The organism is Nostoc sp. NMS8 (assembly GCF_017115045.1).
Taxonomy (GTDB): domain Bacteria; phylum Cyanobacteriota; class Cyanobacteriia; order Cyanobacteriales; family Nostocaceae; genus Nostoc.
The window spans coordinates 101,541-120,866 of record NZ_JABXKK010000105.1 but is presented as its reverse complement, the minus strand read 5'-3'; the positions used below and the strand labels follow the sequence as shown (position 1 = coordinate 120,866).

Annotated in this window: 19 protein-coding genes and 2 pseudogenes; 15 read left to right on the top strand and 6 right to left on the bottom strand. The window is 39.8% G+C overall.

Going from position 1 to position 19,326, the window contains the following annotated elements:
* Nucleotides 1-7: 7 nt before the first annotated feature.
* The 4 genes and pseudogenes from HWQ39_RS27920 to HWQ39_RS27905 all read left to right on the top strand — a co-directional run bounded on the left by HWQ39_RS27920 (nucleotide 8) and on the right by HWQ39_RS27905 (nucleotide 3,449).
* A complete protein-coding gene (locus HWQ39_RS27920) occupies nucleotides 8-958 on the top strand; it encodes a branched-chain amino acid ABC transporter permease (protein WP_292852598.1) in 951 nt (316 codons plus the stop codon).
* Between the two features lie 14 nt (nucleotides 959-972).
* Nucleotides 973-1,571 (top strand): annotated as a pseudogene (locus HWQ39_RS27915) (Uma2 family endonuclease).
* 54 nt (nucleotides 1,572-1,625) lie between these two features.
* The gene (locus HWQ39_RS27910) at nucleotides 1,626-2,564 is read left to right on the top strand and encodes a branched-chain amino acid ABC transporter permease (protein ID WP_292852595.1); all 939 of its coding nucleotides are present in this window, start codon (nucleotides 1,626-1,628) and stop codon (nucleotides 2,562-2,564) included.
* A 93-nt stretch (nucleotides 2,565-2,657) separates the two neighbouring features.
* Complete coding sequence (locus HWQ39_RS27905; RefSeq protein ID WP_292852592.1) at nucleotides 2,658-3,449, top strand: ABC transporter ATP-binding protein; 792 nt, start codon at nucleotides 2,658-2,660, stop codon at nucleotides 3,447-3,449.
* Between the two features lie 2 nt (nucleotides 3,450-3,451).
* Here HWQ39_RS27905 and HWQ39_RS27900 read toward each other — a convergent pair whose 3' ends face one another.
* A complete protein-coding gene (locus HWQ39_RS27900; protein ID WP_292852589.1) occupies nucleotides 3,452-4,291 on the bottom strand; it encodes an Rpn family recombination-promoting nuclease/putative transposase in 840 nt (279 codons plus the stop codon).
* Nucleotides 4,292-4,468: 177 nt separating this feature from the next.
* Here HWQ39_RS27900 and HWQ39_RS27895 point away from each other — a divergent pair, with 177 nt between their 5' ends.
* From HWQ39_RS27895 to HWQ39_RS27860, 8 genes are all read left to right on the top strand, one after another.
* Nucleotides 4,469-5,200 carry an ABC transporter ATP-binding protein gene (locus tag HWQ39_RS27895; RefSeq protein ID WP_179066154.1) on the top strand — a complete coding sequence of 244 codons (732 nt, stop codon included), beginning with the start codon at nucleotides 4,469-4,471 and terminating at the stop codon, nucleotides 5,198-5,200.
* A gap of 11 nt (nucleotides 5,201-5,211) precedes the next feature.
* Entirely contained in the window at nucleotides 5,212-5,532 is a 321-nt protein-coding gene (locus tag HWQ39_RS27890) for a hypothetical protein (RefSeq protein ID WP_292852586.1), read from the top strand.
* A gap of 103 nt (nucleotides 5,533-5,635) precedes the next feature.
* Nucleotides 5,636-5,875: a type II toxin-antitoxin system Phd/YefM family antitoxin gene (locus HWQ39_RS27885; protein ID WP_292852584.1), complete on the top strand. Its 240-nt coding sequence runs from the start codon at nucleotides 5,636-5,638 to the stop codon at nucleotides 5,873-5,875.
* Entirely contained in the window at nucleotides 5,872-6,264 is a 393-nt protein-coding gene (locus HWQ39_RS27880) for a type II toxin-antitoxin system VapC family toxin (RefSeq protein ID WP_292852581.1), read from the top strand. Before HWQ39_RS27885 ends, HWQ39_RS27880 begins: the two co-directional genes overlap by 4 nt.
* Before the next feature lie 34 nt (nucleotides 6,265-6,298).
* Nucleotides 6,299-6,862, top strand: a complete 564-nt coding sequence (locus tag HWQ39_RS27875) for a Uma2 family endonuclease (RefSeq protein WP_292852578.1) — start codon at nucleotides 6,299-6,301, stop codon at nucleotides 6,860-6,862.
* A gap of 266 nt (nucleotides 6,863-7,128) precedes the next feature.
* Nucleotides 7,129-7,776 carry a histidine phosphatase family protein gene (locus tag HWQ39_RS27870; RefSeq protein ID WP_292852575.1) on the top strand — a complete coding sequence of 216 codons (648 nt, stop codon included), beginning with the start codon at nucleotides 7,129-7,131 and terminating at the stop codon, nucleotides 7,774-7,776.
* A gap of 84 nt (nucleotides 7,777-7,860) precedes the next feature.
* Nucleotides 7,861-8,886 (top strand): glucokinase, encoded by a 1,026-nt coding sequence (locus HWQ39_RS27865; RefSeq protein WP_292852572.1) that lies wholly within the window; start codon nucleotides 7,861-7,863, stop codon nucleotides 8,884-8,886.
* Nucleotides 8,887-8,931: 45 nt separating this feature from the next.
* Nucleotides 8,932-9,534, top strand: coding sequence for a hypothetical protein (locus HWQ39_RS27860; protein ID WP_292852569.1), 603 nt, complete (start codon nucleotides 8,932-8,934; stop codon nucleotides 9,532-9,534).
* A gap of 376 nt (nucleotides 9,535-9,910) precedes the next feature.
* On the opposite strand, the gene HWQ39_RS27855 is transcribed toward HWQ39_RS27860, so the two are convergent.
* Nucleotides 9,911-10,333, bottom strand: a complete 423-nt coding sequence (locus HWQ39_RS27855) for a PAN domain-containing protein (protein ID WP_292852566.1) — start codon at nucleotides 10,331-10,333, stop codon at nucleotides 9,911-9,913.
* A 219-nt stretch (nucleotides 10,334-10,552) separates the two neighbouring features.
* Here HWQ39_RS27855 and HWQ39_RS27850 point away from each other — a divergent pair.
* Nucleotides 10,553-10,981, top strand: a pseudogene (locus tag HWQ39_RS27850) (transposase family protein); the annotation flags it as partial.
* A gap of 431 nt (nucleotides 10,982-11,412) precedes the next feature.
* Here the strand turns inward: HWQ39_RS27850 and HWQ39_RS27845 are convergent.
* The 3 genes from HWQ39_RS27845 to HWQ39_RS27835 all read right to left on the bottom strand — a co-directional run bounded on the left by HWQ39_RS27845 (nucleotide 11,413) and on the right by HWQ39_RS27835 (nucleotide 15,583).
* Complete coding sequence (locus HWQ39_RS27845) at nucleotides 11,413-13,149, bottom strand: diflavin flavoprotein (protein ID WP_292852563.1); 1,737 nt, start codon at nucleotides 13,147-13,149, stop codon at nucleotides 11,413-11,415.
* An 89-nt stretch (nucleotides 13,150-13,238) separates the two neighbouring features.
* Nucleotides 13,239-13,751 (bottom strand): phosphate-starvation-inducible PsiE family protein, encoded by a 513-nt coding sequence (locus HWQ39_RS27840; protein WP_292852561.1) that lies wholly within the window; start codon nucleotides 13,749-13,751, stop codon nucleotides 13,239-13,241.
* Between the two features lie 101 nt (nucleotides 13,752-13,852).
* Complete coding sequence (locus HWQ39_RS27835; protein WP_292852558.1) at nucleotides 13,853-15,583, bottom strand: diflavin flavoprotein; 1,731 nt, start codon at nucleotides 15,581-15,583, stop codon at nucleotides 13,853-13,855.
* A 218-nt stretch (nucleotides 15,584-15,801) separates the two neighbouring features.
* Here HWQ39_RS27835 and HWQ39_RS27830 point away from each other — a divergent pair, with 218 nt between their 5' ends.
* Complete coding sequence (locus HWQ39_RS27830) at nucleotides 15,802-16,740, top strand: 1-aminocyclopropane-1-carboxylate deaminase/D-cysteine desulfhydrase (protein ID WP_292852555.1); 939 nt, start codon at nucleotides 15,802-15,804, stop codon at nucleotides 16,738-16,740.
* An 87-nt stretch (nucleotides 16,741-16,827) separates the two neighbouring features.
* On the top strand, nucleotides 16,828-17,769 hold the full coding sequence (locus HWQ39_RS27825) for a M48 family peptidase (RefSeq protein WP_292852552.1): 942 nt from the start codon (nucleotides 16,828-16,830) through the stop codon (nucleotides 17,767-17,769).
* Between the two features lie 179 nt (nucleotides 17,770-17,948).
* Here HWQ39_RS27825 and HWQ39_RS27820 read toward each other — a convergent pair whose 3' ends face one another.
* Nucleotides 17,949-18,992, bottom strand: coding sequence for a Type 1 glutamine amidotransferase-like domain-containing protein (locus HWQ39_RS27820; RefSeq protein ID WP_292852549.1), 1,044 nt, complete (start codon nucleotides 18,990-18,992; stop codon nucleotides 17,949-17,951).
* Between the last annotated feature and the right edge of the window lie 334 nt (nucleotides 18,993-19,326).

Below are 19,326 nucleotides of genomic sequence, written 5' to 3'. Positions count from 1 at the left end.
TTGCTAAATGAATATCAATCTATTTTTACAGCAATTATTAAATGGGTTATCCATCGGCAGTGTCTATGCAATTTTTGCCTTAGGATATACCTTGGTTTATTCTATTTTGGGCATCATTAATTTAGCTCATGGCGCAATTTTTACCTTGGGTGCATATTTCACTTACGCACTTATGGGTGGCAACTTTGGATTTAATGGCTTGTTAGCTAATGCAGCCCTGCCGATAAAATTACCATTTGCGATCGCCTTGATTTTAGGAAGTACTTTGGCGGGATTGGTAGGCATAGTGATGGAACGCGTTGCTTTTCAACCTCTGCGCCGTCAAGGATCTGATCCTTTACTAACTGTTGTTTCTAGCTTAGGGGTAGCAGTGGTAATTGTGAATTTAATCCAGTATTTAGTAGGTGCAGAAAGTTACACCTACCCTGCAAATACTTACGGTAATTTGCCAGCAGCGATTAACTTTGGTAGTCCAGAAAATCCAATTCCGATTCGCAGTGTTCAGGTGGTAATTTTTACTGTATCTGTGGTGATTGTGGCAATTCTTACCTATTTTATCAATCGGACTAAATATGGGAAGGCAATGCAAGCGATCGCAGAAGATCCAACTACAGCTAGCTTGTTAGGAATTAATAGCGATCGCTTTATCATCCTAACATTCTTCATCAGCAGTTTTTTAGCAGGATTAGCCGGAACTTTAGTCGCTTCTAGTGTTAGTATTGCAGGGCCATATTTCGGTATTGCTTTTGGTTTGCGGGGTTTAGCGGTAATTGTCTTAGGTGGTTTAGGTAGTATTCCTGGTGCAGTGGTGGGAGGCTTGGTAATTGGATTAGTAGAGGCGTTTGTACCCGCCGATTACTCTGGATATAAAGACGCAGTAGCCTTTGGAATTTTGTTTATCATGCTATTAGTTAGACCCCAAGGTTTACTTGGACGGCGATTTATTCAGAAAGTTTAAAGAGACAAAGTGTTATGAAAACATACACCAAACAAAAGTTAACTTTTGAGCAATTTTTAGAACAATGTCCAGAATCAGGTTTATATGAACTTGTAGATGGAGAAATTGTAGAAGTGCGTACAACCAGAAATCATGATGATGTCGCTAATTTTCTATTGTTTGGTTTCAATGATGAAATTAGACGACAAAACCTAAATTATGTAGTTAATAACACAGCAGTCTTTAAAACTATAACTGCTAATGGAATAGAACAAGGGCGCAAGCCTGATGTAAGTGTCATAGATAAAGATAAATGGCGCTCAAATCGTTTTGCTTATGCTGCACTTGAAGAACCTATCCAGTTAGCTGTAGAGGTGACATCAACTAATTGGGAAGATGACTACATTGATAAATTAGATGAATATCAACGCTTAGGTATTACAGAATATTGGATTGTAGATTATTTATTGGGCTAAGAGAGTATTTAGGAAATCCAAAAGTTCCGGCTGTATTTGTTTTTCTATTAGATGCTGAGGGGAAATACCAACGGACACTGTTTAGAGGTTTAGAACGAATTCTGTCACGAACTTTTCCTGAACTGACGCTGACAGCAGAGCAAATATTAACAGCTTAATAGTTTAAAAAAGTGATAGTTTAATTGAGCTTATATGGAAATACTTTAAAATAAATGGCTGATTTTTTCGCTACTTACGCTTCTTTAATTGTCTCTATGGTATTGGGGGCGCTATTAGGACTGTCACTTTACTTACCGCTAATGACAGGGCAATTGTCTTTAGCTAGTCCAGGATTTTATGCTTTAGGTGGGTATATTGCAGCAATTTTATCTACAAAAGTTTTAACTCCTAGTAGTGGTTTATTTCCTATTCCATTGTTGTTATTGGAGATGTTAATTGCGGGTATAATTTCTGGTGTATTGGGTGTAATAGTGGGAATTCCGGCGTTGAGATTGCGAGGAATTTATTTAGCGATCGCAACTATCGCTTTTGTGGAAGTTCTGCGCGTCATCTCCCTCAATCTGGATATTACAGGCGGCGCTGTCGGAATCTTTGGCGTTCCTCAACCTTTCCAAACACAACTTGAGTATTTATGGATTGCCCTGCCCTTACTATTAATTAGTATGGTGCTGCTTTATCGTTTAGAACGTATTCGTGTCGGAAGGGCTTTTATCGCTATCCGCGAAGATGAATTAGCTGCGGGTGCAATGGGAATTGATCCTACTTATTACAAAGTTTTAGCATTTACACTAGGGGCTATACTTGCAGGGGTTGTAGGTGCTATTAGTGCCCACTTTCTCAATACCTGGAATGCTCGTCAAGGTACTTTTGATGCCAGTATTATATATTTAACTTTTGTTTTAATTGGTGGTTCGAGAACTTTTTTAGGGCCGGTAGTTGGTGGTATGGTATTTACAGCTTTACCAGAGATTCTGCGAAGCCTTGCTGATACTGGTGGTTTACCTAATTGGTTAGCGCAGTTTTTGCGAGATGGGAGATTAATTATTTTTGGCTTACTTGTAGTAATAGGTACAATCTTTTTTCCTCAAGGGCTAATTACTCCAGATATTTTTCAAAGGAAAAAACGAACCCCCTTTCCTCCGGAACGCTAGGCGAACGCGAAGCGTCTCGAAGAGAAGCACACAAAGGAATAAGAGTTTTAGAGAGTTATTGCGTAAGTCTTATATTCATAATAATATGCAAAAATGTCACATAGTATTCCAATAAATAACAGCAATATTGTTTTAGAATCAAGAGCATTGACTCGGCGCTTTGGTGGTTTGGTGGCGGTAAATAATGTATCTTTTAGTGTCAATAAATATGAGATTTTTGGACTGATTGGCCCTAATGGTGCTGGCAAAACAACACTGTTTAATTTGATTACTGCCTTCATTCCACCTTCTAGCGGTAAATTAATTTATCAAGGTGCAGAAGTTTCCCAACTGCGTCCCCATCAAATTGCGGCTTTAGGTATCGCCCGTACTTTCCAAAATATTCGATTGTTTGGGGAATTATCAGCGTTAGAAAATGTGATAATTGCCCGACACTTACACACTAAAAGTAATATGATTACAGGAGTTTTAGGATTACCACCAGCGCCTAGTGAAGAATTGAAAACTAAGCAAAAAGCTTTAGATTTATTGGATTTGGTGGGATTGAGCGATCGCGCTGACGAAAAAGCCAAAAACTTTGCCTACGGCGATCAGCGTCGGCTAGAAATTGCCCGCGCTTTGGCATTACAACCGCAAATTTTACTTCTCGATGAACCGGCGGCGGGAATGAACCCCAACGAAAAGCAGCAATTGAGTGAATTTATCCGCAGCTTGCGCGATCGCTTCAATTTAACGATTATCCTTATAGAACACCATGTACCATTGGTTATGGGTTTGTGCGATCGCATTGCGGTGTTAGATTTTGGTCAATTAATCGCTTTGGGTGAACCATCTATAGTTAGAAATGATCCGGCTGTAATTGAAGCTTATTTGGGAAATGAATGAATTTACGTAGACAAAATTACCACAAATTCGTCTAAAGAACTCACCGCGATCGCGCTATCCATTAAAGTTTCTAATTGTTCCACATTCTTGCCTTCAAGCCTTACTTCCACTTCATGAGGAATTTCGCCAAAGCGTTGTTCCAATACCCGAATTAGCTGCCGTCGCGCACCTTGCTGAATACCTCTTTGCTCAATTTCCTGATACCAAGGCGATTCTCGCAATACTGCCATATCCCACCTCATGATTTGTTGCACTAAAGGCGTGTCTAACACAAAGCTAGCAAAAAATGCCAGCAATGATTCTAATTGGTTCAGCTGTGCATCTGCTCTTAGCGTCTGTAATGCGCGTTGCACAACCGATACTTCTCCCCCTCCTCGCAAGATTGGCACAAAGGGTAACAACGATGGTAGTGGTTGCTGAAAGACTATTTCAGCATCAATTTCCCACAAATTAATCACGCGATAATCTTGAATAGCACGTAATCCTAAAAATTCCTGCTCGTAACTATTAACAATAGTTAACGTAGGTGGAGGCGGTAAAATGTTAATCAGTACTGGGTAAGTTGGCAATCGATACCGTTCTTGTGCCAAGGCAGTATATGCTCTCATCCGTAGAGGCATCTGTGCAGTGTAACGCAGTTGTAGTTCATTCAGTACGAGAAAATCGCCGTGAGTGGCACTGTATGCCTTCACCAACACATCTGTTTCCCGGCTAATCCACTGAAATTCAGAACCGAGAATTTCTTTCGCCACGACTTCAGGACGCTGTGTCACCCATTGTACCCATGCATCGGGAGCTAAATTAATTAGTCGCTTGCTACCAATATCTGCTACTTTTGCCACTGGACGCTTGATATCTTTATTAGTAATTAATGGTACATCATAAAGATTGCGGTATTATGGCGTTGGTTTGAAGTTTCAGCAATGTCTTACGACGGGGTAGGCCTACGCACTGTTTTAAGAAATGTATGATTGATGTATGTTAGGTTTTGAATCAACATTTCTGGATGTAAACCGCCGATGAAAGCCGATAGTAGACCAAATTATACAATTTTAGAAGTTCAAGAACTTGATGTAAATTATGGCGGTATCCAAGCTCTTAAAAAGATTAATCTAATTATTCAAAAAGGCGAAGTAGTTACTTTAATTGGTGCTAATGGTGCTGGTAAAACTACTACACTCCGCGCCATAAGTAAAGTAGTTAATCCTAAGAATGGTGTAATTATCTATAATGGACATAATATTACCCGCCGCCAAACTCATGAGGTTGTACAACTTGGTATCGCCCATTGTCCTGAAGGACGCAGAGTATTAGCGCGGCAAACAGTATTTGATAATTTACTTTTGGGTGCTTATATTCGCTCCAATCAAGCCGAGATAAAAGCAGATATTCAGCGCCAATTTGAGCTATTTCCCCGTTTATCCCAAAGACGCAATCAACTAGCAGGAACTCTTAGCGGTGGTGAACAACAAATGTTAGCGATCGCACGTGCTGTCATGAGTAAACCACAACTGTTGCTTTTAGACGAACCTAGCTTAGGTTTAGCACCTGCGATCGTCCGAGAAATATTCTCAATTATTGAAAATCTCCGGGCTACAGGCGTGACTATTTTGTTAGTTGAACAAAACGCGAATCTGGCGCTACAAATTGCCGATCGCGGTTACGTTCTAGAGGCTGGTTCTATAACTTTAACAGGTGCAGCATCAGAATTGATTAGTGATGAGCGAGTTAAAAAAGCTTATTTAGGATAAATATTATATTGATGTTTACATTATTTAAGGGTTCAACATTTCAAGATTTTCTTAATGAAGTGCGTTCGCGTCCTGGTCTGTATCTAGGTAAGAAATCTTTAACTGCGCTACAGGCTTTGCTACTTGGTTATAATATAGCAGTTGTTGAACACAATATCCCTGAAGTAGAGCAACTCAATTGCGATCTAGAAGAAAAGTTTGATAAATGGTTACGCAAAAATTATCACATGGGTAACGCTATAGGTTGGTATTTATTCATGATCAATTCAACTGAATCTGAGGTAGAAGCATTCCATAGGTTCTTTGAACTTTGGGATGAGTTTCGCAAATGATTTATTTAACAGGTGCAGCATCAGAATTAATTAGTGATGAGCGAGTTAAAAAAGATTATTTAGGGTGATGATTATAGTAGAGTAATAACCCAATAAATTTCTTATGACCTGGATTAGTGTCGATGAAATAAAACGTGACTTATTAGGCTATCTTCAGCGCGTTGAAGCTGGGGAAACTCTTGTAATTATACGTGGTGGAAAGCCAATTGCTGAAATTAAACTGACGGTAAAAGCACCTGATCTCTCTAGACCATTCGGGCTCTGTGCAGGAGAGTTTATTGTACCCGATGATTTTGATGAACCACTGCCAGAGAATATTATAAGTGAGTTTGAGGGTAAATGAAACTCCTACTAGATACCCATATTTTCCTCTGGTTTATTAGTAGCGATAGCCTTTTATCAAATACGTTTACAGAGATTATTCGTAATGCTGATAATGATGTATATCTAAGTATAATTTCTATTTGGGAAGCAACCGTTAAGTATCAATTAGGCAAATTACCTTTGCCTCAATCACCTGAGATTTATCTACCGATACAGCGTGAACGGCATTTGATTACTAGCCTTCCTTTAACAGAGGATAGTGTTGTACAACTTAGCAAGCTTCCTAATATCCATCTCGATCCGTTTGACCGAATGCTAATTTGTCAAGCTTTGCAGCATGACCTTACTATTGTGACTGTCGATGATGCAATTCGTGCTTACCCAGTTAAAATTTTAAACGATACATAATTGTTGTATGTAAAAAATTAGGAAGTACAAGCAGATGGTAAAATCACCAACTAAACCCCTAACTTTAGAAGAGTTCTTGAAACTACCAGAAACAAAACCTAGCTCAGAATACATCAACGGTCAAATTATTCAAAAGTCAATGCCACAAGGAAAACATAGTATTCTTCAGGGTGAACTAGTCAGTAATATCAATTCTGTAACCAAACCTCAAAGAATTGCCCTTGCATTTCCAGAATTGCGATGTACTTTTGGCGGACGTTCAATTGTCCCTGATATAGCTGTGTTTGCTTGGGAACGGATTTTATTAGACGAGCGTGGAGAAGTGGCAAATGTCTTTAAGACATATCCAGACTGGACAATTGAGATTCTTTCGCCGGATCAAAGCCAGACTAAAGTAACCGGAAATATTCTACATTGTTTAAAACATGGTAGTCGCTTCGGTTGGTTAATTGATCCAGATGAGCATTCTGTTTTAGTTTATCCGCCAAAGCAGCAACCAGAACTTTTACAAGAAGAACAAGAAATATTACCAGTTCCCGATTTAGTTAGCGGTTTTCAGTTAACTGTAGGGCAACTATTTGGATGGTTGAAGTTATAAGCAATTGTAGAAATTCATATTTATCTTCATCCTATTTGATTTGTGAGAAGTGCAACCCAGAGATCCCCGATTTCTTTTGATTCAGGATTGCTATGGCCAATTTTTATGAATAAAACTATACTGACACCAGTAATAACTTTTCCTAATCATTAGTATTATTAAATATTATTACGATTTTGTCATACTATATTAATATTTGTAGCCCTCCTTGCAGATATCTATTATTTGTTTAGCGGCGAATTATATTCACCGGAATCATTAAACCTATGAGTCAAATAGTCTGGATAGCAAGACACGCTAACCGCCTCGATTTTGTAAACCCTGATTGGTTTCTTACCGCCGAACGACGCTACGATCCACCCTTGTCTGACGATGGTATGCTTCAGGCACAGCAATTAGCGAAACGATTGAAAGGAGAAAAGATTGGCCATATTTTTGCCTCTCCTTTCCTGCGAACTGTACAAACTGCAAATGCAGTTGCAGAAACGCTCAAATTGCCGATCAAACTCGAAACAGGCTTGAGTGAATGGCTAAATCCAGTTTGGATGACGGAAGAACCCGAAAGACTCTCAACTCCAGCCTTAGCAAAATTATTCCCCAGAATTGACACCAGTTACACTTCGCGCATCGCCGCTAAATATCCTGAAACTCACGAAAAAGTGCGAGAACGTTCTGGGCAAACTGCGAGATGTTTAGCTACTGAATTCTTCCCAGAGGATATCCTGCTAGTGGCACATGGCGCATCTGTGTTGGGTGGGGCAATGGGGCTAGTGGGGGAAATTGCCAAAACAGAAGTCAAAGCTTCTTTGTGTTCTCTGGTAAAAGTGGTACGCCAAGACCCAGAATGGTTATTAGAACTAACGGGAGATACTTCCCATTTAACCCACATAGAAGAAGTTATTCGATTTGCTTAAACCTTTGATAGAGATTTGCGTTCATGGCTTCTGGTACTTTGGGTATATCCTACAAAAAAAGTAATTAATTCACGAATAAATTCTATGACTTTGTTACTAGCGGGAGACATCGGCGGTACGAAAACTATTTTGCGATTGGTTGAAACATCAGATTCACCAGCTTTACATACTATTTATCAGGAAAGTTACCACAGTGCTGATTTTCCCGATTTAGTACCGATAGTGCAGCAGTTTTTGGCCAAAGCTAATACACCAATACCAGAAAAGGCTTGTTTTGCGATCGCTGGGCCCATTGTCAAAAATACTGCCAAGCTAACCAATTTAATCTGGTTCCTAGATACAGAACGTCTACAACAAGAATTAGGTATCCCGCATATTTCTTTGATTAACGACTTCGCCGCCGTTGGCTACGGCATTTTAGGTTTACAAACACAAGACTTGCACACGTTGCAAGTTGGCAAACCTCAACCCGAAGCTCCCATTGGCATTATTGGTGCTGGTACTGGTTTAGGACAAGGATTTTTAATTAAACAGGGAAACAACCATCAAGTCTTTCCCTCAGAAGGTGGACATGCTGACTTTGCCCCTCGGAACGAAATCGAGTTTCAACTGTTGAAATACCTGCTGGGTAAACATGATATCCAGCGCATTTCTGTGGAGCGCGTGGTTTCTGGGATGGGAATTGTGGCAATTTACCAATTTCTGCGCGATCGCAAATTTGCCACCGAATCACCAGATATTGCCCAAATTGTCAGAACTTGGGAACAAGAAGCGGGACAGGAAGAGAAAAGCGTCGATCCTGGTGCTGTTATTGGTACGGCTGCATTGCAAAGTAGCGATCGCCTCTCGGAACAAACTTTGCAATTATTCATAGACGCTTATGGTGCAGAAGCCGGGAATCTTGCCTTGAAACTCCTACCTTATGGAGGCTTATACATCGCTGGCGGAATTGCGCCCAAAATCCTGCCCTTAATCCAAAACAGTAGTTTCTTATTAAATTTCACCCAAAAAGGTAGAATGCGCCGCCTCCTGGAAGAGATCCCCGTGTATGTAATCCTCAATTCGCAAGTCGGCCTAATTGGTGCTGCTTTATGTGCTGCTAGGTTATAACAGCTGGCATCATCAGTGAGATCGGCATCTCAAAAGGTAAAACTTATGACAGTTAAAAGTCTGTTGCCACTAATTGCCGCCACCATAGTCTGTGGTGGCTCTATTCTTGTGGAAGCGCGTCCAGTCAAACCTCCGGTGGCTGTTGTCAAACCAACAGTTTCTCAACCCGTACAGCCACAATGGAAATTGTACAACGCTCCCGATGGACGCTTTAGTATTTTGATGCCGGGAAGCCCAAACAGAAATACTGAATACCAAAAAACTTACATGGGGGAAATTACCTTAGAAATATTTGTTGCTCAACCACCAAAACAGCAAGTAGCATACATCGTTGCTTACAATGATTTTCCTTATAGCTATGGTCAAATGGCTGACCCCCAAGCTGTACTTAATAATGCACGGGATATGGCTTTAAAGACGACGAAAAGCAATTTAATTAGTCAACGAAATATTCGTAGTTACAATAATCATCCTGGCAAAGAAATTGAGTATATTAATTCTGGAGGGAAAATCACTAAAAGTAGAATGTATGTTGCCGAAGGCAGACTATATCAAGTAATGGCAATAACTACAAAAAAACAGCAGAAGACATTAGCTAAAACCATTAATGGATATTTAAATTCCTTCCATGTAGTTTTGAAAAAGTAAAATAATTCAAATATCATTAGTCTGAAATAGCTTATCTCTCGTTCCCATGCAGAGCATGGGAATGCCTATTAGAGGCTCTGCCTCCAGTCAAAGATTGATGATATCAAGCGTATTTGTAACCTGAGTGAGAAAACTATCAGGGAAGGTTTGAACGAGCTGGAAGAACTCAAGGTACTTAGCCGTATTGGAGCGAACGTCCGCCGGAAATACGTGTTAAATGAGATGTACATCAAGCGTGGTAAATAACATAAGTAAAATCTCGCAAATGACTGGAGATCGCACACATTTTACTTATCATTTCGCTTCAACTTCTAGCATGGCAGCCATTGTAGCCAGCCGCTCAGCACTCGAAATGTTCTTCGTAGTGCACCAGTTTTTACCTTATTCTTATAAGCGTTCTTGATGAATCACTTTTAGTATTATCTGCATTGGATTTCAACCAACACTCCTGTGTATCTGAAACTACATCTGAAACTACAATTGCTACGCACTTGGGATTATTTTTACATTCTTCTGTACATTTTTTCTCAGTGGTCTTTAATTCATGTTTAATATCATTACCAAAAGCATCTATGCCATAAAATTTGTTGAGATTTTTAATTGCAACAAAGCCTAAAATTATACCAACAACTAAAAGGAATAATCCAAGGAAAATAGCTAATTGTCTTTGCTGTGATGAAACTTCAAGCGTACCAAATTTATTTACGATTCCTAAAATAAGGAACAATAGTCCTACCACAATTACTATAGTAGGAACAGGCATATCTTTAATTACATTAAGAATTCCAATAGCATCCATGTTGTTTTTAACCTAATAAGTCTAGGTCATATAATACCACTTGGTAACGTCACATCTAATGATGCTACTACTGTCTGTATCCCATCCCCATATTTAACGATCATATTATTGCCTAGATATTATCGCCATATCCGACGATACTGGGGGTTGCTAAAAATCCAGTAGGGTGAGACTATATAAAAATGCTAGGAAACGGACGTAAAAGAAGAATGTTAGCTAAAAAGATTTTTTAGCGGAAAACAAGGAGAACATACTTTAAAAACGCAGGTTATCATCCACCAAAAAAGTAGCCAAATCATCTGTTTAGGGCATGGCTTGGGGAGAATTCATGATTTTAAGCTATTTAAAACCAGTAATGTAAGATTTGGGGAATTACTCAAAGTCATAGCGGATAAAGGGTATCAAGGGATAAAAAAAATCCATCAATTAAGCGAAACACCAATTAAAAAACTGAAGGGTAAAAAGTTAACAAAAGCTCAGAAGAAATATAATCGAGAACTCAATCGATTAAGAATTGTTGTTGAACACGTAAATCGTCGTATAAAGATATTTAAAATTTTGTCTGATAGATAACGAAATCGTCATCGACGTTTTGGGTTAAGATCGAATTTAATTGCGGGAATTTATAATCACGAATTAGCCCTATAAATCAGTGTAAAAAATCAAATAAATTAAATAATTTCAGTCCTTGATTAATTACTGAAATGATGTTTGCTGCCAATTTATTTAGTTATTGATCACTAGATAATACTTAATCAAAGAAATTGATAAATTCTGACTATTTTAATTGCCAATAACTGAAATTAAAACAACCCTTAATCATACCACAAAATATTTATGCAAGAGTTCTATTGAGTCAGAGACTCAATGAATGCATTCCCAGTCGGAGACTGGGAACGAGGAAAACCCTTGCAGCTACCACTTGTGTGTACATCGTAGCGGATAAAGGGTAAAGAAGCATATTTGCGATCTTCCCTCTTTATAGATGGGAATTAAGGGGGGTAATTCGACTTGTATATAGACGGTAGAGATGCTTTGGCGGAGTGAGGTTATTATTTGTGATTTACGCAAGTGGTCAATTAATAATAACTGCCAGATTTGCGATGCTCTAAAGCAGTGATACCATCACTTTCCAATACTTCGCCGTGATTGATGACAGCATAAATTAACCATCGATCGCCACATTCAAGCTGATTTTGCACCGTACATTCTAAATAAGCTAATGCCTCATTTAGAATCAGACAACCATTAAGAGCAGTTTTTGTGGCAAGATTTGCAAAGGGATTATCTCCTAAAGTGCTATGACGAGAAAAATAGCGTCGCAAATTTTTTCCTTCTTTGAGGATATTCAGCACAAATTTATCACCAGGATGATGCATCAAATCTGCATTTTGCTTGTTAGCGATCGCAATCATAATTCCTGGTGGGTTAAAAGTTGCCTGAGATATCCAAGAAGTTAAAACCCCTTTGTGAGTTTCTTCATCACGAGTTGTCACAACACATAAAGAACCAATAATTCGCCCCACAGCTTGTTCTGTACGATCTACATGGGTTTCTGTGACAATCTGGTGGGAAGTACGCAGCTTTTTGGTTTTCTTCAAGTTTTGGGCAAAGGAAGCGCCTGCTTCTTGACACTGCTGGAGAATCTCAGGAGTAGGACTAAAACGCACCCGAATTGTTTCAAATCCTAGTTGATAATTTGCATCTTTGAGCTTGCTTTCGATTAAATCGATTGCTTCTCCACTCCAACCGTAAGAACCAAACACCCCTGCTAACTTAGTTTTAGCTGTCACCGAGAGGACTATTCCTAAAGCTGTTTGAATTTGAGTTGGTGCATGTCCGCCTAAAGTGGGTGAACCGATAATCAAACCATCACAGGTTTCAACAATACGGGTAATTTCTGCCGAGTCTGCTAGTTCACAGTTAATTGATTCTACATTAATTCCATTTTGAATCAAACCTTGAGCGATCGCATTTGCCAAAATTGCTGTATTTCCATAAGCAGAAGCATAAAGCAAAGCAACACTTAATTCTTGAGATTTTTGCCCTTGACACCATTGACGGTAATCATAAGTAAAACGACTCAGGCTGTAACGAACAATTGGGCCATGTGCAGGGGCATAACATCTAGCTCCCAAAACTGATATTTTATCTAATGCTGCTTCGACTTGTTTTGCTTGGGGCGCATGGAGACATTCAAAATAGTAACGGCGTTCTGCATCTAATCCCTTCCAATCTTCATCAAACAAGGTATCTTCGCAAATATGAGCGCCAAAAAGTTTGTCTGTGTAGAGAATTTTTGTGGCGGGATCGTAAGCACAAAGTCCATCCGCCCAACGGGGAGTTGGTACGGTGATAAATGATAGATTGTGTCCTTGTCCTAAATCTAAAATATCCTGCGATCGCATCGCTTGAATAGGTGATTCAAATTCGGGAAAGGCAGTTTTGAGAGCATTGGCGGCGGGGCGAGAACAAATTATCGTGGCTTGAGGAACCAGAGAGAGCAATACTTGTAAGGTTGCTCTGCGGTTGGGGTTGACATGACTGAGAACAATGTAATCGAGGTAGATGAAATCTAGATGTTGTGCCAGTTGCTCAAGGTAAATTTCGGTAAAAGATTCGCCGGGAGGATCAATTAAAGCCTTTTTATCAGCTTGAATCAGATAAGAATTCGCCGTAGTTCCCCGTTGACGGGAATACTCCACCTCAAATTTTAGTCTGTCCCAAGTCCGCGATCGCAAAATCAGAGTATTTTTAGCAATTTCAGCAACTTGTACATCTCTTGGATGGCTGGTAATTAAACTATTTGCAGACATTATAACCTCTGGGAATGGGGCATTGGGCATTGGAGAAGATTCTATTTCCTACAGACGCGATTAATCACGTCTCTACTGACTCCCTACTCTTAATGGCTATTGGTTTGTATTAATTCAGACTTGGCTCGATTCCTATAGCGTTTAGATATTTCTTGTTCCGGATCGATACCTTCAAAGGTTGGGGGTAGCCAAACTCGAAGGAACTGTAGTACTCCCAGTACTAATAAAAAGGCGCAAGTTGCTAAAACTTGACTCCAACTTGCTTCTAGAACACCTTTAACAATGACTTCTCGCAAGGCAGAAACGATAGAAACTTCAACAGCTACCCCAATAGATACTCGATGCTCTTGTAGGTAAATAATCAGCAGTCGGAATAACTCTACTAAGATGAGTAAAAAGAGAATATCGGCAGTAACAGCATGAAAATCTAGAGGTGGAAGCAAGGAAAGAAACATATCTTTCACCTGAAGCACCATAAAGCTAAATAAACCAATACACAAGCAAATCACAATCACATCTTGGATAAATTCCAAGGTTCTCACGACGCGTGCCCGATTGATTTCGTACATGTTAAGTGAGGTATTTTCAACAGATTTATACATAGTTTTTAGGAGTGTATTGTAGAAACGCGACGATTCATCGCGTCTATGGAGAGTAGAGGAGACAAATGACAAATGACCAATGACCAATGACCAATGACTAATTAGTAATGATTGCCCATTTTGCGGTGATGGGCGGCAGTAAGCGCATTTAACTTGGCAATTCTTCCAGTTTGGACTGTGCTATAAATTACCCAATGATCTCCACAATCCATACGGCTAGTAATTTCACATTCCATATAAGCTAAAGCTTCAGCTAAAACGGGCGATTCATTGGTGGCTGGATATGTTTTCACTCCAGCAAAGCGGTCTGCACCAGGAGCAAAACGTTTGAGGAAATGTTTCATTAATCCTTGATATTTACCTTCTTCTAAAACATTTAAGACAAAGCGATCGCCAACGTGCATCAAAGATTCAATTGCCCGATCTTTAGATACTGCGATCGCCACTCCTAAAGGCTCAAGACTTGCTTGTGTCACCCACGAAGCTAGCATTGCACTCTGAATTTCTCCTTTTTTGGCGGTGATAATGTATAATCCTGTGCTAATACGCCCTAAAGCTTTTTCTAGCTCGGTATTGATGGATTTAATCTGTTTAATGGTGCGATCGCGGTTCAACCATTGACCCATATCTGTACCCGCTTCATCACAAAGTTGCTCTGTTGCTTGGGTAGGAATTTCCTTAACTAAGATTGGTGGAAAGGCTTCAATTAATCCCAATTCTTGAAATTTATTGCGTAAGGGATAAACTGGTTCATCTTCTCCTCCTCCTGACTCTAATAAACCAATTGCTTGTTTCTTATGAACAGCAGCTAAAATGGTACTTAAACCAGCTTGAGCCACTCCCGAAGACTGATTTGGCATTCCAATTACTAAACCAGAAGCTTGTGCAACTAATTCTCGAACTTCTTGAGGTTCAGCACTATTGAGGTCTACCAATTCTACTGCTGCACCTGTTTTTGCACATCCATGAGCTATAGTACGGATTAAATGCTCGCTATACCCGTAATCTTCAACATAAAATAGAGCCACTAATGTCTCTGTTTTTGCTTGTTCTAAACTCCAGCTTTGATACCGTCCAAGCCATTCGGAAATATAGTTTTGTAATAAAGGGCCGTGTCCGGTCGCAACTGTGACTATTTCTAACTTTTCAATCCGTTTTAAAGCTGCTAAAACAGACCGGGCATTGGGGCCCATGAGACATTCATAGTAATATTTAAAATCCTCCTCTATTAAGCTAATATTTTCATCATAGGTATGGTCATCACAGTAGTGCATTCCAAACACATCACAAGTGTAAAGAGTGCAAGTCTTGTGGTCATAAGTCAAGATTGTATCAGGCCAGTGTAAGTTAGGTGCAGAGATAAATTCTAATTCGTGTCCGTTGCCTAAATCTAATCGCTCTCCACTTTTCACCTGCATTGATTTAAAAGGCTGGTGAACCATACTTTCTAGAAATTGAATAGCTACCTTAGCACCAACAATAGTAATCGCAGGCGCTAATTGTAAAATATTTTTTACTAAGCCACTGTGGTCGGGTTCTGTATGGCTAATAATCAAGTAATCTATTTTAGCCGGATCTATTAAACCCAGCAATATCTCAATATATTGCTGCTCAAACTTGCGGTGAGATGTGTCAACTAAGGCAATCTTTTCTCCCTGGATTAAGAAAGAATTATAGGTCGTCCCATTCCGTAAACCAAACTCGATATCAAAACGTTCTCTATCCCAGTCGAGACAACGAATAGCTGTGGTTTGAGGAGCAATTTCAACAGTTTGAATCGTCAAACGTCCGGGATTGGGAATAACTTGAGTAAGGTGTGTAAGTGCAACCATAATTTTTCCCCAAAAAAATATTGTCTGGAGCGAGTGTTATGTCTCTTATAATTACCTGAAATACTCAATTAGTAAAATGCTAATTTCTAAAGCTAATCATCAGAAAGATTTATTCTTTTTTTTGATGATCTACCATTGAATTACTCAATGTTTATCATTACTTTTATCTTCAATGATGAACCTGAGAGAATGTAAAATCTAAGTTAGAATGCTGACAGATGTCGTTAATCTTTATTCCTCCTCCTCTACAACTCAACACCAGCGAAATTGCCCGTTACGCTGGTGTTGAGTTGTATGTGCTGCGGCTCGATCTGATGCACCCGTGGGTTAACGGCAATAAGTGGTTCAAGCTGAAATACAACCTTTTAGAGGCTAAGGAGAAAAATTTCACAACGCTGCTGACTTTTGGCGGCGCTTATTCTAATCACATCTATGCAACTGCGGCGGCTGGTAATCTGTTCGGATTCCGTACCATTGGTGTAATTCGTGGAGAGGAAAGGCTACCGCTGAATCCTACACTGAGTTTTGCTGTACAGCAGGGTATGCAGCTTGTGTATCTAAATCGGGAGACGTATCGACAGCGCAATACACCAGCGCTACATGAATATCTGCAACAACGTTTCGGTGAGGTGTTTATCATTCCCGAAGGTGGAAGTAATTTAAATGGTGTGCGCGGCTGCACAGAGATTGTTAGCAAAGCGATCGCCTTTGATTATATATGCGTCGCCTGCGGTACAGCTACTACACTGGCTGGGATTGTTCTTTCCTTACATCAAGGACAAAAAGCGATCGCTTTTCCCGTTCTGAAAAATGGGGCTTTTCTTGCACAAGAAATTGAAAGTCTATTGACAAATTACCTCACCTCTGGTTTACCCGCACCATATAGTTCTCCAGCTTCCTGGGAATTGGTGTGTGATTACCATTTTGGCGGTTATGCAAAGGTTAACAACGAGTTGCGACTGTTCAGCCAGCAGTTTACACAGGAGCATGGCATACCCCTTGATTATGTATATACCGCTAAAATGTTTTACGGAGTGATGGATTTACTAAAGCAGGGATTTTTTTGTAGAGGCGATCGCTTGCTGCTGGTACATACAGGAGGCTTACAGGGTAATATCGGTATGGAGGAGCGATGGAGCGATCGCAATACAGTTTAGTTAAGCCAAAAACCATATATAAAGAGTTTCTACCTCGTGCCTCAAAACCTGTAACTTTGTACTTCATGCAAAAGAAAACTGCTATCAATGAATATTGAGAGTATTCGTCTAAAAAACATCAAACTACAACAAAATAATATACTACAAAAAATTTTTCATTTAGCCTCAAATTCTAATTATGATTCCACCCAAATACGACATTTAAATCAAACTTTAATTAACACAGCAGCAACAATTGAAACAATATGTTCCAGCAAACAAGCAACGCCAGCAAATCTGACTCCTTCATCCCGTAAAATCTACTCGTGGATTAAATTTTTGACAGATGAACAGTATCTACAACTTCACCTGAAAGCTACTGGTTGTATGTTGGAAAGTGCTAAACAACTTCTGAATATACATCGTCAAAACTCACTCCAGCTAATGATTGAAATAACTAATTTAGCTGGACTATACCAGGGTAAAAGGTCTGCGAGTGTAGCGAATATCATTATTAATGAGGGATTTATCAATGCACCAAAAGCAGTTTTGCAAGCGTTAGTAGAATCTGCTCTTGTGGGCAAAAGTCAAGATAATACACAACTTATCAGGTCATTTGCCAGTACAGGAGAATACACCAATATTTTGTTAGAGCTTGATTTGATTGCCGAGGTAGTGGCAGAAAATCCCCAAGGCAAATTTTATAACCTAAATGATTTATTTGATAAAGTAAATCGTGAATATTTCGCGGCAAGTCTTGCCAAACCACGCCTAGCATGGAGCCGAATTAACACTTACCGTAAATTTGGACACTACGAATCAGCAAGAGATAGAGTAGTGATGAGTTTAACCCTTGACGATCCTAAAGTACCTGAGTTTGTAGTTGAGTTTGTGTTGTATCACGAATTGCTGCACAAGTACCACGGCATAAAGTGGGTTCAGGGAAAAAGAATGGTTCACACTAAAGAGTTTCGTGTTAGTGAAAGCCAGTTTAAATCCTACAAGGAAGCATCGAGATGGTTAGAAAAATTGGTATCTTTTGTACATTAAGCTAACTAGCAGCATCATAACTCACCAGGAACTTTTAGAATATCCCCTCTCCAAACCTCTCTCCGTTTCGGGGAGAGGCTTTAAAACCCGCCTTCCCTGTGTTCGGCACGCTGCGCGAACGTAGAGAAGGGGGGTTAGGTGGTGCAAATTTGTGGGATCTAAATCTTTTCTGGAGATGTCTAATAAGGATTTGAATCAATCCGTCCCCTTTTAACACTCCTGAGATAATACCCAGAGGTTGGTCTGTTTCTCAAGTTAAAGGTGTCGCCACTGCGAACTTTCCAAATTTTGTAATTAGAAAAGGTCAAAGGCTTTCGGGGTTCGCATACTTCCGGCTGATGATTGCCAAGTACAAAATACGCCGCACCCCTACCCATAACTTTCACCAAACCGTTTTTATCCACAAGAACCGATGTACTTTCGCTAACCGCTATGCCTAAAACACTGCTAGATACACCATCCTTAATTTGACGGGCAATAAAAGTCATAATTCGACCCATTCTCTCTCGCCTGTCAAAGTGTGTGTCTACAATAGTTCCCTTCAAATTACTCCAATTAAAAAAGTTGTAGGTAAAAGTAATGTCTCGGTAAGGATCTTCGAGTGCGTCTCTAGTTTCAATGCCTTTTTCGGAAGAAGCGCAAGCATCATAGACACAATCACTTTGAATCATTGCACCCGCACTAGTGCCACCGACACCACCTCCCTTCAGGTAAACTGACTTAACGGCGGTTTCAAGCTTGGTATCTTTCCAGTTGCGGATATACTGACATTGGTCGCCGCCAGCAAAGAAAACTACATCAGCATTTCGGACTTTTTCAAAAATCTCGGATTTGTTTGCTTCTTCTCTACTGCTAACCACAAGAGTTTCTACAAAGTTTACGCCCTTCATGGCATAAATTAGCCGATTGTAATCGTGATTACCACTCGTGCGGATAACTACAACATTAACTTTGCTGTTGGAGTTACTACTTCCCCGAACTTGGTTAATCATCCACTGAATAGCATCATCGACATCGGGGCCACCCCCACCCAAACTCAGAACTGGCCCCCCTAAGAAAGGACGGATATCATTGGAGGGAGAGGGGCGGACATCAACAGTGTCACCCAGGAAGTAGCGTTTCCAGTTTTCGATAAAACGGGTTATTAGGAAGGTTCCCATCTTCAACAACTTGATTCCTATATTTTTCAAGCGCCTTGCTATGCTTGGGAATGCCTTTGTCATACTAAGCTTCTAGAGCAAACTGCAATTATTGCTAGGCTGTGACGCATTTTGATGGCTTATTTATTCGTGAAATTCGTCCTTTGTTATTAGTCATTTATCAGTCACCTTTTGTAAATAATCAATAACAAATTACAGTCTTGACGAAAAATGTGCAATCTAGACGCGCCTTAGCTTAACTGTCGCACTAGTGAGGGTAAAATTTCCAGCGTACAGGTCTTGTACTGTTTTTTAACGCAAAATAGCGTAGAGTAATCATTAATTAATTCTCTGCGCTACTGCGCGAAAATCTCCACACTGCTTGTAGCGTTTAATTCCAGCCAGATGAAATCCAAAA